The organism is Bradyrhizobium sp., from assembly GCF_036735945.1.
In the GTDB taxonomy this organism is placed as follows: domain Bacteria; phylum Pseudomonadota; class Alphaproteobacteria; order Rhizobiales; family Xanthobacteraceae; genus Bradyrhizobium.
In genome coordinates this window covers 1-15,564 of sequence record NZ_DAINNI010000112.1, presented here as the reverse complement: position 1 = coordinate 15,564, position 15,564 = coordinate 1, and the positions used below count along the sequence as shown (strand labels likewise).

The 15,564-nt window shown below is 63.8% G+C and carries 14 protein-coding genes and 1 pseudogene; 10 read left to right on the top strand and 5 right to left on the bottom strand.

The window, feature by feature from the left end; translation table 11 throughout:
• Positions 1 to 118: 118 nt before the first annotated feature.
• A complete protein-coding gene (locus tag V7E26_RS24195; RefSeq protein ID WP_324421042.1) occupies positions 119 to 532 on the bottom strand; it encodes a type II toxin-antitoxin system VapC family toxin in 414 nt (137 codons plus the stop codon).
• Positions 529 to 765 (bottom strand): AbrB/MazE/SpoVT family DNA-binding domain-containing protein, encoded by a 237-nt coding sequence (locus V7E26_RS24190; RefSeq protein ID WP_324421040.1) that lies wholly within the window; start codon positions 763 to 765, stop codon positions 529 to 531. Before V7E26_RS24190 ends, V7E26_RS24195 begins: the two co-directional genes overlap by 4 nt.
• A gap of 171 nt (positions 766 to 936) precedes the next feature.
• Between V7E26_RS24190 and V7E26_RS24185 the strand changes: the two genes are divergently transcribed.
• The 4 genes from V7E26_RS24185 (at position 937) to V7E26_RS24170 (ending at position 6,464) form a co-directional block, all read left to right on the top strand.
• Positions 937 to 2,160, top strand: coding sequence for an aminotransferase class I/II-fold pyridoxal phosphate-dependent enzyme (locus V7E26_RS24185; RefSeq protein ID WP_324421038.1), 1,224 nt, complete (start codon positions 937 to 939; stop codon positions 2,158 to 2,160).
• Between the two features lie 11 nt (positions 2,161 to 2,171).
• Positions 2,172 to 4,643: a DNA translocase FtsK gene (locus V7E26_RS24180; protein ID WP_324421036.1), complete on the top strand. Its 2,472-nt coding sequence runs from the start codon at positions 2,172 to 2,174 to the stop codon at positions 4,641 to 4,643.
• A gap of 125 nt (positions 4,644 to 4,768) precedes the next feature.
• Positions 4,769 to 5,575 (top strand): outer membrane lipoprotein carrier protein LolA, encoded by an 807-nt coding sequence (locus V7E26_RS24175; RefSeq protein ID WP_324421034.1) that lies wholly within the window; start codon positions 4,769 to 4,771, stop codon positions 5,573 to 5,575.
• A gap of 73 nt (positions 5,576 to 5,648) precedes the next feature.
• Positions 5,649 to 6,464: an exodeoxyribonuclease III gene (locus tag V7E26_RS24170; protein WP_324421032.1), complete on the top strand. Its 816-nt coding sequence runs from the start codon at positions 5,649 to 5,651 to the stop codon at positions 6,462 to 6,464.
• Positions 6,465 to 6,568: 104 nt separating this feature from the next.
• On the opposite strand, the gene V7E26_RS24165 is transcribed toward V7E26_RS24170, so the two are convergent.
• A complete protein-coding gene (locus V7E26_RS24165; protein WP_324421030.1) occupies positions 6,569 to 7,009 on the bottom strand; it encodes a cyclic nucleotide-binding domain-containing protein in 441 nt (146 codons plus the stop codon).
• 51 nt (positions 7,010 to 7,060) lie between these two features.
• On the bottom strand, positions 7,061 to 7,747 hold the full coding sequence (locus V7E26_RS24160) for a response regulator transcription factor (protein ID WP_324421028.1): 687 nt from the start codon (positions 7,745 to 7,747) through the stop codon (positions 7,061 to 7,063).
• 259 nt (positions 7,748 to 8,006) lie between these two features.
• Between V7E26_RS24160 and V7E26_RS24155 the strand changes: the two genes are divergently transcribed.
• Positions 8,007 to 8,576 carry a L,D-transpeptidase family protein gene (locus tag V7E26_RS24155; RefSeq protein WP_324421025.1) on the top strand — a complete coding sequence of 190 codons (570 nt, stop codon included), beginning with the start codon at positions 8,007 to 8,009 and terminating at the stop codon, positions 8,574 to 8,576.
• 13 nt (positions 8,577 to 8,589) lie between these two features.
• Entirely contained in the window at positions 8,590 to 9,375 is a 786-nt protein-coding gene (locus tag V7E26_RS24150; RefSeq protein ID WP_324421023.1) for a 2-keto-4-pentenoate hydratase, read from the top strand.
• 12 nt (positions 9,376 to 9,387) lie between these two features.
• Here V7E26_RS24150 and V7E26_RS24145 read toward each other — a convergent pair whose 3' ends face one another.
• Positions 9,388 to 10,077 carry a YggS family pyridoxal phosphate-dependent enzyme gene (locus V7E26_RS24145; RefSeq protein WP_324421021.1) on the bottom strand — a complete coding sequence of 230 codons (690 nt, stop codon included), beginning with the start codon at positions 10,075 to 10,077 and terminating at the stop codon, positions 9,388 to 9,390.
• Between the two features lie 110 nt (positions 10,078 to 10,187).
• On the opposite strand from V7E26_RS24145, the gene V7E26_RS24140 reads away from it, so the two are divergent.
• The 4 genes and pseudogenes from V7E26_RS24140 to V7E26_RS24125 all read left to right on the top strand — a co-directional run.
• Positions 10,188 to 11,879 carry a sensor domain-containing diguanylate cyclase gene (locus V7E26_RS24140; RefSeq protein WP_324421019.1) on the top strand — a complete coding sequence of 564 codons (1,692 nt, stop codon included), beginning with the start codon at positions 10,188 to 10,190 and terminating at the stop codon, positions 11,877 to 11,879.
• A 123-nt stretch (positions 11,880 to 12,002) separates the two neighbouring features.
• Complete coding sequence (leuS, locus tag V7E26_RS24135) at positions 12,003 to 14,627, top strand: leucine--tRNA ligase (protein ID WP_324421017.1); 2,625 nt, start codon at positions 12,003 to 12,005, stop codon at positions 14,625 to 14,627.
• Positions 14,614 to 15,165, top strand: a complete 552-nt coding sequence (gene lptE, locus V7E26_RS24130) for an LPS assembly lipoprotein LptE (protein WP_324421015.1) — start codon at positions 14,614 to 14,616, stop codon at positions 15,163 to 15,165. Before leuS ends, lptE begins: the two co-directional genes overlap by 14 nt.
• Positions 15,166 to 15,170: 5 nt before the next feature.
• Positions 15,171 to 15,564, top strand: a pseudogene (locus V7E26_RS24125) (DNA polymerase III subunit delta); the annotation flags it as partial.

Genomic DNA, 15,564 nt, shown 5'->3' with positions numbered 1-15,564 from the left:
CCGGTTCGGGCACATACCCGGCAATGCCCTGACCGTTGAGGGGCTCCAGCGCAAGTTGGAGCCCCTTTCTTTTTTGTGGCTGCACAGGAACGGTCGCCGGACGACGGTTCTCCGGGCGCTATACCTCGCTTTCCGACGGCGTAATCAATTCGACCGTTGGGAAATAGCTGCGGTAGCGCCGCGCGTCCCGCGTCAGGAGTGGCCGCTGCTCCACGGCAGCGTGAGCACCGATAAAGAAATCAGACAGGACGCCGGTGCGAATGCCACCGGTCGCGCGGTACCGCAGATAGGCCTTTCCCGCGAGAAAAAGCGCGGAACGCGGGATCGCCACGACCTCGATGTCCAGATTGTGGAGCATCGCGTCCACGTCTTCGACAGCAGGGTAGCGTGTCGATATCTCGGCGTAGATGATGTCATTGATGATGAGCGGTCCGACCGATGCCGCTTGCTCCAGCTGTCCCTGCGACCAGTCCGCCCATGCTTCGCCGTCGGTCACGACGTCCAGAAGAACATTCGAATCGACGAGCGTCATTCTGGCTCGCCGCGAAGGAGAGCCATCAGTTCGTCGGTGGTCATGCCCGGGCCAGCCGACCCGCGCGCCTTCGCAAACCTGCTGGGCGGTCGAGGCCCGTCAGCCTTCTCGATAACTACGCCGCCGTCGGCACCGCGACGAAAATCCACGCGGCTGCCGGGCTGAATTCCCAAATAATCGCGGACCGGTTTTGGGATCGTCACCTGACCCTTGCGGGTAACGGTGGTTGCCATCGGTCACCTCCAAGGTATTACCTTGTTACAATATGGTAATACCTTGCAAAATGTCCAGTGCGACCGATGGTTAATCGCGTCTTAACCTCGCCGTATCTATGGTGGTTTGATGGGTTCGCGGTCCTGGGGTAGGTCCCTCGATCCGCTCTTGAGAGTACTGGCGTTTCAAACATGGCAATGACCGCCTCTTCCGGCGTGGCGCAGGGCGCCGGCAGCTTGCCTGCCGGTCAGGCCGAGCGCTCCCCCTTTATCCGGACGACCGAGTTGCTGGCGTCGTATCAACCCGCCAAGCCATTGATCACATTGTCATTGGGCGAGCCGCAGCATCCGGTGCCCGATTTCGTCGGACCGGTGCTGGCAAGGCACATTGCGGATTTCGGCCGCTATCCCCTCGCCAAGGGGATCGAGCCGTTCCGCCGCGCCGTCGCCAACTGGCTGACGAGCCGATTCGATCTGCCGCGGCCGGTCGATCCCGAAAGCGAAATTCTGGTGCTGAACGGCAGCCGCGAAGGCCTGTTCTTTGCCGCCATCAGCGCAGCCCGCTATGTCGGCCCGCGCAAGGGAAAGCCGGCCATCCTGATGCCGAACCCGTTCTATCCGGCCTATGGCGCGGGGGCGCGCGCCGCCGGTTGCGAACTGGTCTATCTCCCAACCACGCTCGCCAACGGATTTCTGCCCGACCTCGACGCACTCGACGAGGCGACGCTGGCGCGGACGGTTGCGATCTTCATCGCCTCGCCCGCCAATCCGCAAGGCGCGGTTGCCTCGCGCGACTATTTCACGAGGCTGAAGAAACTCGCCGACGCCTACGGCTTCATGATCCTCAGCGACGAATGCTATTCGGAAATCTACACCCGGGAGGCGCCGGGCAGCGCGCTCGAATCCGCCGGGCCTGATTTCACCAATGTCGTAGCGTTCCAGTCGCTGTCGAAGCGCTCGAACCTGCCGGGCATGCGCGTTGGTTTTGCCGCCGGCGATCGAAAATTTCTCGCCGCATTCCATGAATTGCGCAACGTCGCGGCGCCCCAGGTGCCGGTGCCGTTGCAGCACGTCGCCGTCGCCGCGTACAGCGATGAAGCGCATGTCGAGGAAAATCGTCGCCTGTACCGCATCAAGTTCGACCTCGCCGATCAGATCCTTGGCAGCCGCTACGGCTATAAGCGGCCGGCCGGCGGCTTCTGCGTCTGGCTCGACGTATCCGCGCGCGGCGGCGACGAGGCCGCGGCCGTAAGACTCTATCGCGACGCGGGCGTTCGCGTGATCCCCGGCAGCTATCTGTCGCGGCTGCAGCCCGATGGTTTCAACCCCGGCGCCGGCTATATCCGCCTCGCGCTGGTCTCAGACAGCGAATCAACCGCCGAGGCGTTGCACCGCCTGGTCGAGAATTTGGATTAATCGCAGAGCCGATGAGCATGCCCGCGATCGAACGTGTCATTCCCCTGGTCGGCCATCTGCCGGTCTCGATCCGCGAGGCCTTGGCCCGGCGCCTGCGTGAACTCACAGGGCTAGGTCTGATCGGGCTATCAGGCGTGGCGGCGACGGCATTGATGACGTGGTCCGTGCAGGACCCGAGCCTGAGCCACGCCACCTCGCGGCCGATCCGCAACGTGCTCGGCTATCCCGGCGCGATCGGCGCCGATCTCCTGATGCAGATCCTCGGCCTCGGCGCGATCATGCTGATCCTGCCCGTCGCGGTGTGGGGCTGGCGCATGCTGACCCATCGCAATTTCGACCGTGAGGCGCTGCGTCTTGGCTGCTGGATCCTCGGCACCGTGATCGCGGCCGGCTTTGCAAGCTGCTGGCCGCATGGCGGCGCATGGGCGCTGCCGACCGGCCTTGGCGGCGTCGTCGGCGATGCGCTGGTGCGCGCACCCGCCGTCGTCTTCGGTCCGGCCGGCTTCGTCTATCGTCTGGTACTCGGCATCATCCTGTTCGTCGCGATGTTCGCGGCATTCCTGTTTGCCTGCGGCTGGGGCTCGCAACCGAAGGAAGAAGAGCTGACGCCGATCGAGGACGATGACACGCCCTTCGTCGAAGGAGTGGATCGCAGCTCGGTATCGCTCGGATGGGTGTACCACGCCCTGATGAGCGCCAAGGCGCGGATCGGATGGCTGATGGGTGCGGCCTACCGATCGCTGGTGTCGAGTTCATCGCCCTCCCGCACCGCTTCGTTCGAACGTCAGGAGCCGAGCCTGCGCGGCCGTGCCGCGCCGCCGCTGGCCCCGAAGGACGAAGAGCTTGAGGACGAAGAAGAAGAGGAGGAAGAAGAGGACGAGGACGAGGAGGAGGAGGAGGAGGAGGAAGAAGAAGCCCCTCGTTCGCGCAAGAAGCCCGCGCCGCGTCCTTCTGCCCGCAAATCCGACAAGTTCGAACTGCCCTCGGTCTCGATGCTCACGGCGCCCAAGTCCTCAGACCGGCAGCCGCTCAGCAAGGCCGAGCTGGAAGCCAATTCGCGCACGCTGGAAGGCGTGCTTGGCGACTTCGGCGTCCGCGGCGAGATCGTCAAGGCCAACCCGGGACCGGTCGTCACGCTCTACGAACTCGAGCCGGCGCCGGGCATCAAATCCTCGCGCGTCATCGGCCTTGCCGACGACATCGCGCGCTCGATGAGCGCGCTGTCGGCCCGCGTCGCCGTGGTTGCCGGCCGCAACGCCATCGGCATCGAACTGCCGAACGCCCATCGCGAAAAGGTTTACCTGCGCGAACTGCTGACCACCAGGGACAGCAACGAGTCGAACGTCAAACTGCCGCTCTGCCTCGGCAAGAACATCGGCGGCGAATCCATCATCATCGATCTCGCACGCACGCCGCATATGTTGATCGCCGGCACCACCGGCTCGGGCAAATCGGTCGCGATCAACACCATGATCCTTAGCCTGGTCTACCGGCTGCGGCCGGATCAGTGCCGCCTGATCATGGTCGATCCCAAGATGCTCGAACTCTCCGTCTATGACGGCATCCCGCATTTGCTGACGCCTGTTGTCACCGATCCGAAGAAGGCGGTGGTCGCGCTGAAATGGGCCGTGCGCGAGATGGAAGAGCGCTACAAGAAGATGGCCAAGCTCGGCGTGCGCAACATCGACGGCTATAACCAGCGTCTCGGCGAAGCCAGGGGCAAGGGCGAGGAACTGACGCGAACGGTGCATACCGGCTTCGACAAGGAAACCGGCAAGGCGATCTACGAGGAAGAGAAGCTCGACCTCGAGCCGCTGCCCTATATCGTCATCATCGTCGACGAAATGGCCGACCTGATGATGGTCGCCGGCAAGGACATCGAAGGCGCCGTGCAGCGCCTGGCGCAGATGGCGCGCGCCGCGGGTCTCCATGTCATCCTCGCCACGCAGCGTCCATCGGTCGACGTCATCACCGGCACCATCAAGGCGAACTTCCCGACCCGCATCGCATTCCAGGTCACCTCGAAGATCGACAGCCGCACCATTCTCGGCGAGATGGGCGCCGAGCAACTGCTCGGCCAGGGCGACATGCTCTACATGGCCGGCGGCGGCCGCATCAGCCGCGTGCATGGTCCGTTTGCCTCGGACGAGGAGGTCGAAAAGGTCGTGCGTCACCTCAAGACGCAGGGTGCGCCGGAATACCTGGAAGCGGTCACCGCGGAGGAGCCGAGCGAGGAGGACGGCGCGGTGTTCGATTCCACCGGCATGGGCGGCGATGGCGGCGGCGACCTGTTCTCGCAGGCTGTCGCGATCGTCAAACGCGACCGCAAGGCCTCGACCTCCTACATTCAGCGCCGCCTGCAAATCGGCTACAACCGCGCCGCCTCCTTGATGGAACGGATGGAACTCGAAGGCATCGTGGGCCAGGCAAATCACGCCGGCAAACGCGAAATTCTGGTCCCGGAGGAGGAGGGCGGCTTCTGAATCCGGGCGCAAAACGTGGATTCGGCGCAACATTTTTCACGGAAAAACGATATCTCCTAGGCCCGAAAGCACGATAAACTGTCCGGCAACGGGATGCCTCATCGCATAGAGATCCAAAATACCTGATGACACAACAACCCTCCCATCGCGGGCTGCGCGCCGGACTGGCCCTTCTGGTCGCCACTTCCATCGCAGGCCTTGCGACGCCCGCTCTCTCGCAGAACGTTCCGGTTCCGAAGCCCGCGCCGAAGCTGCGCGAGGGCGGCGCGCAAATGAGCGCGCAGGACAAGACTCCGGCGACCACCGGCGCGACCCAGGCGGCGCCGAACCCGGTGATCCCGAATCCGAACCGCAACGTTCCCGCCAATGTGTTTGCGACCTTCGATGCCAACCAGAAGGCGCAGGCGGCGCGGGTGAGTTCCTACCTGTCCTCGCTGCAGACGCTGGTCGGAAATTTCGTCCAGGTCGGACCCGACGGCAGCCGGACGAAGGGCGATTTCTACATCCAGAAGCCGGGCAAGGTACGTTTCGAATATGACGATCCGAGCCCGATCGCGATCGTCGCGGACGGCTCGGCGCTGGCCGTGCGCGACCGCAAGCTCGCCACGCAGGACATCTATCCGCTGTCGCAGACGCCGCTGCGCTTCCTGCTGTCCGACCGGATCGATCTGTTGAAGGACACCAATGTCGTCAGCGTCACGGCCGACGATGTCTATATCAGCGTCACGATCGAGGAGAAGCAGGCCCTGATCGGCACCAGCCGGCTGATGCTGATGGTCGGGGTCAAGGACGGCCAGCTCAAGCAATGGACGGTGACGGACCCGCAGGGCTACGACACCACGGTCGCCGTGTACAATCTCGACTCGACCAGGAAGGTCGATCCCGGCCTGTTCAAGATCGACTTCACCAACTACGTCACGCCGGCGAACTGACGGCTGCCTTCCTGCATGGTTTCTGTGGAGAGGCGGAAATCCGCGCCCGGAGCCGTGGTAAGACACGGCTCCCATGCATTTTTCCCTGACAACGTGGAATATCAATTCGGTGCGCCTGCGCATCGACATCGTCGCCAGATTCCTCAAATCGGCGCGGCCGGACGTGCTGTGCCTGCAGGAAACCAAATGCATCGACGATGCTTTCCCGCTGAAGCGGTTCAAGCGTCTGGGCTATGAGCACATCGCACTGAACGGACAGAAGGGCTATCACGGCGTCGCCATCGTCTCGAAACTGCCCTTCGACACCACCGACATCAGAACCTTCTGCGACAGGATCGACTCGCGTCACATCTCGGTGGCGTTCGGCGAAAAGGCGCAGCTTGCGAAGCCGCTGGTGCTGCATAATTTCTACGTCCCGGCCGGCGGCGACATTCCCGATCCCGCGCTCAATCCGAAGTTCGATCACAAGCTGAAATTTCTCGACGAGATGAAGGCGTGCGAGCCGCTGCATCCGCGCGGCGACGACCGGCATATCCTGGTCGGCGATCTCAACGTCGCCCCGCACGAGAACGACGTGTGGTCGCACAAGCAGCTCCTGAAGGTCGTCTCGCATACGCCGATCGAATGCGAGAAGCTGCTGGCGGCGCAAGCGCACGGCGAATGGTTCGACGTCGCGCGCGAGCGAATCCCGCTGTCGGAAAAGGTCTATACGTGGTGGAGCTACCGCGCCGCCGACTGGACGGTGGGCGATCGCGGCCGCCGGCTCGACCACATCTGGGTCTCGCGCGCGCTGAAGGACGGCGTCACCGACTTCAGGATCACGCGCGATGCCCGCGGCTGGGAGCGGCCGTCGGACCACGTACCTGTAACGGTGACGCTGGATGTCTAAAGCGCGATGAGATTGGGATGAACCATCATCGCGCTTCAGGTTATCCTTTGAGCATGATCTTTTCGGAAAACCGCTGCACACTTTTCCGGATCGTGCTCTGGAAATCAGATTATCAGCTTTGCGCCCGCCATCACGAGATCGCTGGCGAGCTGGCTGGTGCGGGTGGCGAGTTCGTCGCGCAGCCGGCGCGCCGCGGTGGGATCGCTTTCAAGCACGCGCTGAAACAGGCTGCGCGCCACCCGGATAACCGAGGCATGATCGATCGCGCTCGCGCTCGATGGCCGCTTCATCGGAACGATCAGCGCCAGTTCGCCGATCAACGAGCCGGGGCCGGCAACGACCTCGGCGCCGCCGTCCTCGATCCGGAACGAACCGCGCTGAACGATGTAGCCCGCATCCGCGTCGTCGCCGGCGTTGAACAGGTAGTCGCCCGGCGAGAAATCGCGCTGCTCCGAGCCGATCGCCAGCATGCGCAGCGCTGCCGTTCCCAACAGACGCAATGTCGGGACCCGCTCAAGCAGGGCTACATCATCCTCAATCGACATAAATCATTGGCCGGGATACGCAAAACTTACCGATCGTAACCACGCATCGTATCACGGCACCAGCTTGTAGCCACCCGCTTCCGTCACCAGGATTTCCGGATTGGCCGCATCCTTCTCGATCTTCTGCCTGAGACGGTAGATGTGGGTCTCCAGCGTGTGCGTCGTGACGCCCGAATTGTAGCCCCAGACTTCCTGCAGCAGCGTCTCGCGCGACACCGGCAACTGGCCGGCCCGATACAGGAAGCGCAGGATCGCGGTTTCCTTTTCGGTCAGCCGCACCTTCCTGGCATTGGCGGCGGTCAGCATCTTGGAGCCGGGGCGGAAGCTGTAGGGACCGACGGAGAATACCGCGTCCTCGCTGGCCTCATGCTGGCGGAGCTGCGCCCTGATCCGGGCAAGCAGAACGGCGAACCGGAACGGCTTGGCAACATAGTCGTTGGCGCCGGATTCGAGCCCGAGAATCGTATCGGAGTCGGTGTCATGGCCGGTCAGCATGATGATCGGCGCCTTGAAGCCGCCCTTGCGCAGGCTGCGCACGACTTCCCTGCCATCGGTATCCGGCAGGCCGACATCCATCAGCACCAGATCGGGGGCATTGGCCTTGGCGGCGGTGGCGCCCTTGGCGCCGGTATCGACGGCGGAAGCTTCGAACTCCTCGTGCAGCGAGAGCTGCTCGACCAGGGTGTCGCGCAGATCGGTATCGTCTTCCACGATCAGGATCTTGCGGGCATTAGGCATAGGATACGATCCTCTTGAGGCAGGCGGCGGACACAAGCGGAAGCGTCTCAAGCCGGGTCTTGGTCGATGACAATCTGATTCGCGAGCAAACCGGGTCATCACGTACTGATTCGCATTGAGGTAGGAGATTGTTACAGATTCTCAAGGCGAGCCGCAGTTTATCCCAAATTTGGGGCGCGGTTGGATGAATGTCCTGTAATGACGGCAAGTGGGGCAATTGTGGCCGGGCGGGCAGCTTCAGGATTCGGCAACGGGCGGCATGAAAAGCAACGTTTTTACAAATACTTACGACACAACAAAGCGTGACCGCCCGGTGCTGGCCGTCCGGGTCCGGCGCGCTGCCGGCGACCCGCGCCGGGGATGGCTGACGGCGGATGGCTGGTCGGTGCCGGTGGCACTTGGTCGCGGCGGCATCCTTGCCAACAAATGGGAGGGAGACGGCGGCACCCCCCGCGGCGTCTATCGGCCGCTGCGGCTGTGGTGGCGCGACGACCGCCATATCCGGCCGCGCACCTTCCTCCCGGTCCGGACTATCCGGCCCGAGGACGCCTGGTGCGAGGACCCCGACGACCGCCGTTACAATCAATCCATTCGCCTTGTCCGGGATCAGCCGGGCGACCGGTTGACGCGCGAGGACCATCTCTACGATTTCATCGTCGAGATCGATCACAACAGCGCGCCACGGATAGCCGGCCGCGGCAGCGCCGTGTTCCTGCATCTGGCCCGACCCGACTTTTCGCCGACGGCAGGGTGCGTTTCGATGACGAAATCCGCCATGCTGCGGCTGTTGCGGCGAATGGGACCGCGGACGAAAATCATCATCGGCTGATGGGATCAGAACCATGCTCGACAAGAATGCGATAGAAGCCGCGTCCAGGGCTCTGCACGACCACTGGCGCACGGGGCGCAAACTTTCCGGTCTCGACGAAACGATACGGCCGCGTGATCGCATCGAGGGCTACGCGATCCAGGCCGGGTTGGAAAAATACTCGTCCGACAAACTGTTCGGCTGGAAGATCGCGGCGACCAGCGAGGCCGGACAAAAGCACATCAATGTTGCAGGTCCGATGGCCGGCCGCATCCTGGCCGAGACCGTGATCGCGGATGGCGGCACGGCGTCGATGGAAGGCAATGAAATGCGCGTCGCCGAACCCGAATTCGCGTTTCGGATGCGCCTCGATCTGCCGGCGCGGCCGACGCCGTATACGGTGCAGGAAGTACTCGACGCGGTCGGTACGCTGCATCCGGCGATCGAGATTCCGGACTCGCGGTTTGCCGATTTCGTCAGCGCCGGCGAGGCCCAGTTGATCGCCGACAATGCCTGCGCGCATCTGTTCGTGCTGGGGCCTGCCACGTCAGCCGACTGGCGTTCGATCGATCTCGTCGAGGAGCGGCCGGTGACGACGATGCGCGGCCAGCAATTCGTCGGCCACGGCAAGAATGTACTCGGCGATCCCCTGAAAGCACTGACCTGGCTCGCCAACGAGTTGCGCCAGCTTGGCGTGACGCTGAAGGCCGGGCAGATCGTCACGACGGGAACGTGCCATCCACCATTGCCGATTCAAGCGGGCGATTTCTGCGCTGTTGATTTCGGAGCGCTCGGAAAGGTGTCGGTGGGCTTCGAGTAAGCGCTTTCGCCGTCAGCGATGCCCAAAAATCGCCGAACCCACGCGTACATGCGTGGCGCCGAACTGGATCGCGACCGCGAAATCCGCGCTCATGCCCATCGACAGGTTTTTCAGGCCATTGCGCGCCGCGATCTTGGCCGTCAGCGCAAAATGCGGCGCGGGCGCCTGGTCGACCGGCGGGATGCACATCAGGCCGGAAATGACCAGACCATATTTGTCGCGGCAGCTCGCGATGAAAGCATCGGCGTCGCCGGGCGCGATGCCCGCCTTCTGCGGCTCCTCGCCGGTGTTTATCTGAACGAACAATTCTGGCCGTTTGTTCTGCGCCTTGATTTCCCTGGCCAGCGCTTCGCACAGGCTCGGCCTATCAACCGAATGGATCGCGTCGAACAGCGCCACGGCCTCCCTGGACTTGTTGGACTGCAGCGGCCCGATCAAATGCAACGCGATTCCGGGATGGGCCGAAATCAACGCCGGCCATTTCCCTTTGGCTTCCTGCACGCGGTTTTCGCCGAACACGCGCTGTCCGGCGTCGATGATCGGCGAAATCGCGGCAGCATCGAACGTTTTCGACACCGCGACCAGCGTCACCGATGCGCGCTCGCGGCGCGCTTCCTTGCAGGCGCGCGCGATCTCCTGCTCCACATGGGCCAGACCGTTTGGTAAAGGATTCGTTAGCGGTGCTGTCGTCATTTCCATCATGTCGCGCGGTGTTCCGGCCGGAAGTTTTTACGGCATTTCCGCTAATTTTACCAAGTTCGGGAAAGGCTTCTTGAAACCTTCGCTCTACCCTGCGGCGCGGGGGGCAGGGAATGTCTGGCGTTATTTTCAGCCGCAATCGCATCAAACTCAAGAAGCTTCTGGGCATCCGCGCCAGGCTGGCGATGCTTGCCGTGCTGCTGGTGGCGCCCTTGATGCTTGAGCGCGTTCGCTCGCTGGAAGACACCCGCGCCAGACAGATCGCGACGGCCTCGCAAGAATACGCCAACATCACCCAGCACAGCGCCGAGACCCAGCGCGAGGTGATCTCCTCGGTCGAGACGATGCTGAAATCGGCCGCCTATATCCGCGCCTCCTCCGGCATCGGTCGAAGCTGCGAGATCCTGCGTGCCAGCCTGCCCGCCAACCTGCCCTGGATCCGCAGCATCATGCTCGTGAGCAAGGACGGCGTCGTGCAGTGCTCGACGCTGAACATCCAGGTCGGCCTCAACATCGGCGACCGTGAGTATTTCCGGAAGGCGCAGCAAACCAGCGATTTCGTCTTCAGCGATTATCTGTTCGGCAAGACCAACAACCGGCCGATCATGATGGCGGCCTATCCGGTCTCCGCCATCAATCCCGAGGAGGATTCGGTTGCGGTCGCCGGCATCAATATCGACTGGCTGTCGAAGATCATGGCCAAGCTCGGTGGCAGACCGGGCATTTCAGCGCTTCTGATCGACAGCACCGGCGTCGTGCTGGCGGCGCCGGCGGACCAGGCCAGCGCGATCGGCCAGCCGCTCGACAACGTGCCGCTGCTGTCGGCGATCACCTACAAGGCGCTCGCCTCGAACTCGGATACCGGCTCGCTCTCTTTCACCACGACCGACGGCTCGAAGCGCGCGATCAGCTTCGCGCGCATTCCCGGCACGCAGGCGCGGCTGGTCGTCAGCGTCGACGAGGCGAGGGTGACGGCGGCGATCAATCGCGAGATCCGCACCGCCTACCTGCAGCTCGGCTTCGTCTGCCTGTTCGTGCTGCTCGGCGCGCTGATCGGCGCCGAGAAGCTGATCATCAATCCGATCGAGGTCATGACCGGCATGGCCAGGCGATTCGGCGAAGGCGACTCGTCGGCCCGCGTGTCGCGCAGCCGCCTGCCCTCTGAATTCGTGCCCCTGGCGCGCGCCTTCAACGCGATGGCCGCGCAGCTCAGCCAGCGCGAGCGCGAACTGGTGGCGACTAACGACCGTCTCACCGTGATGGCCTCGATTGATATGCTGTCCGGCCTCGCCAACCGCCGCGGCTTCCAGAGCCGGCTCGATTTCGAATGGATGAAGGCGCAGCAATATCACTGCGAGCTGTCGCTGCTGATGATCGACGTCGATCACTTCAAGCTCTATAACGACACCTACGGCCATCCCGAAGGCGACGCCTGCCTGACCCGGATCGGCGAGACGCTGGCCGGCATCGCCGGCGACACGACAGGTTTTGCCGGCCGCTATGGCGGCGAGGAATTCTGCCTGCTGCTGCCGAACACCAGCGCGCAGAAGGCGCTCGAGATCGGCGAGGCCGTGCGCGCCACCGTTCAGGGCCTCGGCCTGCCGCATGTCACCTCCAGCTACGGAAAGGTCACCGTCAGCGTCGGCGTCGCCGCCACGCTGCCGAGCGACGCCCAAACCCCCGGCGATTTGATCGAAGCCGCCGACGCCGCCCTCTACGCCGCCAAGCACCGCGGGCGCAACACCGTGGTCGAGCACGGCTTCGCCAGGCTGGTGGACGAGGCCGGGATGGCGATGGCGGGATAAGCCACGCCCGGTCAAATCAGCCCTCCCCGCCTCCCCGAGACGTTGACCCCGCAGCCGCTTTTGTGGCCTAGTCCGCCGTCCTCTGGACAGGACCCGAATCCGAGAAAAAGCCCTTAAGATTCCATGACCTCCGAACGCTACAACGCCCGTGATTCCGAGCCGCGCTGGCAACGCCAGTGGGACGAAAAGGCGATCTTCGCCTCGAAAAACGACGATCCGCGGCCGAAATACTACGTGCTCGAGATGTTCCCCTACCCGTCCGGGCGCATCCATATCGGCCATGTCCGGAACTATACGCTGGGCGACGTGCTGGCGCGGTTCATGCGCGCCAGGGGGTTCAACGTGCTGCACCCGATGGGCTGGGACGCCTTCGGCCTGCCCGCCGAAAACGCCGCGATCGAGCGCAAGGTCGCGCCGAAGGCCTGGACCTACGACAACATCGCCGCGATGAAGAAGCAGCTGCGGTCGATCGGGCTGTCGCTCGACTGGAGCCGCGAGTTCGCGACCTGCGACCCCTCTTACTACAAGCATCAGCAGAAGATGTTTCTGGACTTCATGCGCGCGGGCCTTGCCGAACGCGAGAAGCGCAAGATCAACTGGGACCCGGTCGACATGACCGTGCTCGCCAACGAGCAGGTGATCGACGGCCGCGGCTGGCGCTCGGGCGCCGTCGTCGAGCAGCGCGAGATGAGCCAGTGGGTCTTCAAGATCACGAAATACGCGCAGGAACTCCTGGACGCGCTGGATGGGCTGGATCGCTGGCCCGACCGGGTCCGGGTGATGCAACGCAACTGGATCGGCCGCTCCGAAGGCCTGCTGATTCGTTTCGCGCTTGATACCGCGACGACGCCGGCAGGCGAAACCGAGCTGAAAATATTCACGACGCGTCCGGACACGCTGTTCGGCGCAAAGTTCATGGCGATCTCGGCCGATCATCCGTTGGCGCAGGCGGCGGCCGCAAAGAATCCGAAGCTCGCCGAATTCATCGCTGATGTGAAGAAGATCGGCACCGCGCAGGAAATAATCGACACCGCCGAGAAGCAGGGCTTTGACACCGGCATCAGGGCCGTTCACCCCTTCGATCCGAATTGGAAGCTGCCGGTCTACGTCGCGAACTTCGTGCTGATGGAATACGGCACCGGCGCCATCTTCGGCTGCCCGGCCCATGACCAGCGCGACCTCGACTTCGTCAACAAGTACAAGCTCGGCAACATCCCGGTGGTCTGCCCCGAGGGCCAGGACCCGAAGACGTTTGTGATCACCGACACCGCCTATGACGGCGACGGCCGCATGATCAATTCGCGCTTCCTCGATGGCATGACCATCGACGCAGCCAAGGAAGAGGTCGCGAAGCGGCTGGAATCCGAGATGCGCGGCAACGCGCCGGTCGGCGAACGCCAGGTGAATTTCCGCCTGCGCGACTGGGGCATTTCACGCCAGCGTTTCTGGGGCTGCCCGATCCCGGTGATCCACTGCGAGAAATGCGGCGTAGTGCCGGTGCCTGACGATCAGTTGCCGGTGACGCTGCCGGAGGATGCGACCTTCGACAGACCGGGCAATGCGCTCGACCATCACCCGACCTGGAAGCACGTCAACTGCCCGAAATGCGGCACCAGGGCGCTGCGTGAAACCGACACCATGGACACGTTCGTGGATTCGGCGTGGTACTTTGCCCGGTTCACCGATCCCTGGAACGAGCACGCACCGACCACGCGGGCCGTGGTCGATCGGCTAATGCCGGTCGATCAATATATCGGCGGCATCGAGCACGCGATTCTGCATCTCTTGTACGCGCGTTTCTTCACCCGCGCGATGAAGGCCACGGGGCACATCGCTTACGACGAACCGTTCGCCGGCCAGTACGCGCAGGGCATGGTCGTGCATGAGACCTACCGCAAGGCCGATGGCGCTTACGTGACGCCGGCGGAGGTAAAGATCGAGACCATCGGCAATGAGCGGCACGCCAGCATGATTGACGGCGGCGAGCCGGTCGCGATCGGCCCGATCGAGAAGATGTCGAAGTCGAAGAAGAACACGGTCGACCCCGACGACATCATCGCGACCTACGGCGCAGACGTCGCGCGCTGGTTCATGCTGTCGGACTCGCCACCCGACCGGGACGTGATCTGGAGCGACGAGCGCGTCCAGGGCGCATCCCGCTACGTCCAGCGGCTGTGGCGGCTGGTGAACGAGTCAGCCCGCATCGCCGGATCGGCACCAGCGGCGCGGCCGGCGGCGTTCGGCGCCGACGCCGTGGCGCTACGCAAGGCTGCCCATAGCACGCTGGACAAGGTCTCGACCGGCATCGAGCGGATGCATTTCAACGTCTGCCTGGCCCATATCCGGGAATTCACCAATGCGCTCGCCGAGGCGCTGGCCAAGGGCGGAGCTCCGGCGCCTGATCTCGCCTGGGCAATCAAGGAGGCCGCGACCATCCTGGTCCAATTGATCGCCCCGATGATGCCGCACCTCGCCGAGGAGTGTTGGCAGGTTCTCGGCGAGTCCGGGCTGATTTCGGAGGCCAACTGGCCCCAAATCGAACGCGATTTGCTGGTTGAAGACACCGTGACGCTGGTGGTCCAGGTCAACGGCAAGAAGCGGGGTGATGTTACTGTGCCACGGGGCGCGGAAAATCCGGAAATTGAGGCTGCCGTTTTGACCCTCGATGCGGTAAAACTCGCCCTCGGCGGCAAGGCCGTCCGCAAGGTAATCGTTGTTCCCATGAGGATCGTGAATGTCGTTGGCTAGGACCCGGATCGCCGTCCGGCTGATCGCCGTCGCCGCGCTGGCGGCGCTCACGGCCGGCTGTTTCCAGCCGATGTATGCGGAACGCACCGACGGCCAGCCCGGCCTGCGCGAAAAGCTGATGGGCGTGGAAGTCCCGCCAGTCGACAAGCCGAACGCCTCGCGCGAAGCCCGCGTCCAGGTCGAAATCCGTAACGCGCTGGCGTTCAAGCTCTACGGCAACGCCACCGGCATGCCGCCGACCCACCGGCTGGTGCTGCGCTTCACCACCACGCGCTCCTCGCTGATGCTCGATCCGAACACCGCATTGCCATCCAGCGAAAACTACGGAATCGACGCGCAGTACAATCTGATCGACCTTGCGACCAACAAGTCCGTCATGACCGGGACGACTTTCGCCCGCGTGTCGTATGACATTCCGGGCAATCTGCAGCGCTTCGCCCGCTCCCGCGCCTTCCGCGACGCCGAGGATCGCGCCGCCAACGAAATCGCGGAAAACATCCAGACCCGGCTGGCGTCGTTCTTCTACGCCGGCACCTGATTCAGTTGGTCGCGCTCCGCGGAAAAGAGATCGACGCCTTTCTCGCCCGGCCCGATCCCGGCCGCCCGATCATCCTGCTCTACGGCCCCGATGCCGGCCTGGTCCGCGAGCGCGCCGATGCGCTCGTGGCGTCAGCCGTCGACGACCCCAACGATCCCTTTTCCATGGTGCGGCTGGATGGCGACGAGCTGGCGGCCGAGCCGTCGCGGCTGGTCGACGAGGCCATGACGATCCCAATGTTCGGCGGCCGCCGCGCCATCCGCGTGCGCGCCGGCTCGCGCAGTTTTGCCAGCGGCGTCGATACGCTGGCGGATTCGGCGGTGAAGGATTGCCGTATCGTGATCGAGGCCGGCGAACTCAGGCCGGAATCGCCGCTGCGCAAGGCCTGCGAGCGCGCCA

What these genes read in the sequence shown, in the direction of transcription:
- leuS (WP_324421017.1), top strand. Translation starts at nt 12,003, where the DNA reads ATGACCTCCGAACGCTACAACGCCCGTGATTCCGAGCCGCGCTGGCAA.
- V7E26_RS24165 (WP_324421030.1), bottom strand. Translation starts at nt 7,009, where the DNA reads ATGTCGATTGAGGATGATGTAGCCCTGCTTGAGCGGGTCCCGACATTG.
- V7E26_RS24190 (WP_324421040.1), bottom strand. Translation starts at nt 765, where the DNA reads ATGGCAACCACCGTTACCCGCAAGGGTCAGGTGACGATCCCAAAACCG.
- V7E26_RS24145 (WP_324421021.1), bottom strand. Translation starts at nt 10,077, where the DNA reads ATGATGGAAATGACGACAGCACCGCTAACGAATCCTTTACCAAACGGT.
- V7E26_RS24160 (WP_324421028.1), bottom strand. Translation starts at nt 7,747, where the DNA reads ATGCCTAATGCCCGCAAGATCCTGATCGTGGAAGACGATACCGATCTG.
- V7E26_RS24195 (WP_324421042.1), bottom strand. Translation starts at nt 532, where the DNA reads ATGACGCTCGTCGATTCGAATGTTCTTCTGGACGTCGTGACCGACGGC.
- V7E26_RS24155 (WP_324421025.1), top strand. Translation starts at nt 8,007, where the DNA reads ATGAAAAGCAACGTTTTTACAAATACTTACGACACAACAAAGCGTGAC.
- V7E26_RS24185 (WP_324421038.1), top strand. Translation starts at nt 937, where the DNA reads ATGGCAATGACCGCCTCTTCCGGCGTGGCGCAGGGCGCCGGCAGCTTG.
- V7E26_RS24150 (WP_324421023.1), top strand. Translation starts at nt 8,590, where the DNA reads ATGCTCGACAAGAATGCGATAGAAGCCGCGTCCAGGGCTCTGCACGAC.
- V7E26_RS24170 (WP_324421032.1), top strand. Translation starts at nt 5,649, where the DNA reads ATGCATTTTTCCCTGACAACGTGGAATATCAATTCGGTGCGCCTGCGC.
- V7E26_RS24180 (WP_324421036.1), top strand. Translation starts at nt 2,172, where the DNA reads ATGAGCATGCCCGCGATCGAACGTGTCATTCCCCTGGTCGGCCATCTG.
- V7E26_RS24175 (WP_324421034.1), top strand. Translation starts at nt 4,769, where the DNA reads ATGACACAACAACCCTCCCATCGCGGGCTGCGCGCCGGACTGGCCCTT.
- lptE (WP_324421015.1), top strand. Translation starts at nt 14,614, where the DNA reads ATGTCGTTGGCTAGGACCCGGATCGCCGTCCGGCTGATCGCCGTCGCC.
- V7E26_RS24140 (WP_324421019.1), top strand. Translation starts at nt 10,188, where the DNA reads ATGTCTGGCGTTATTTTCAGCCGCAATCGCATCAAACTCAAGAAGCTT.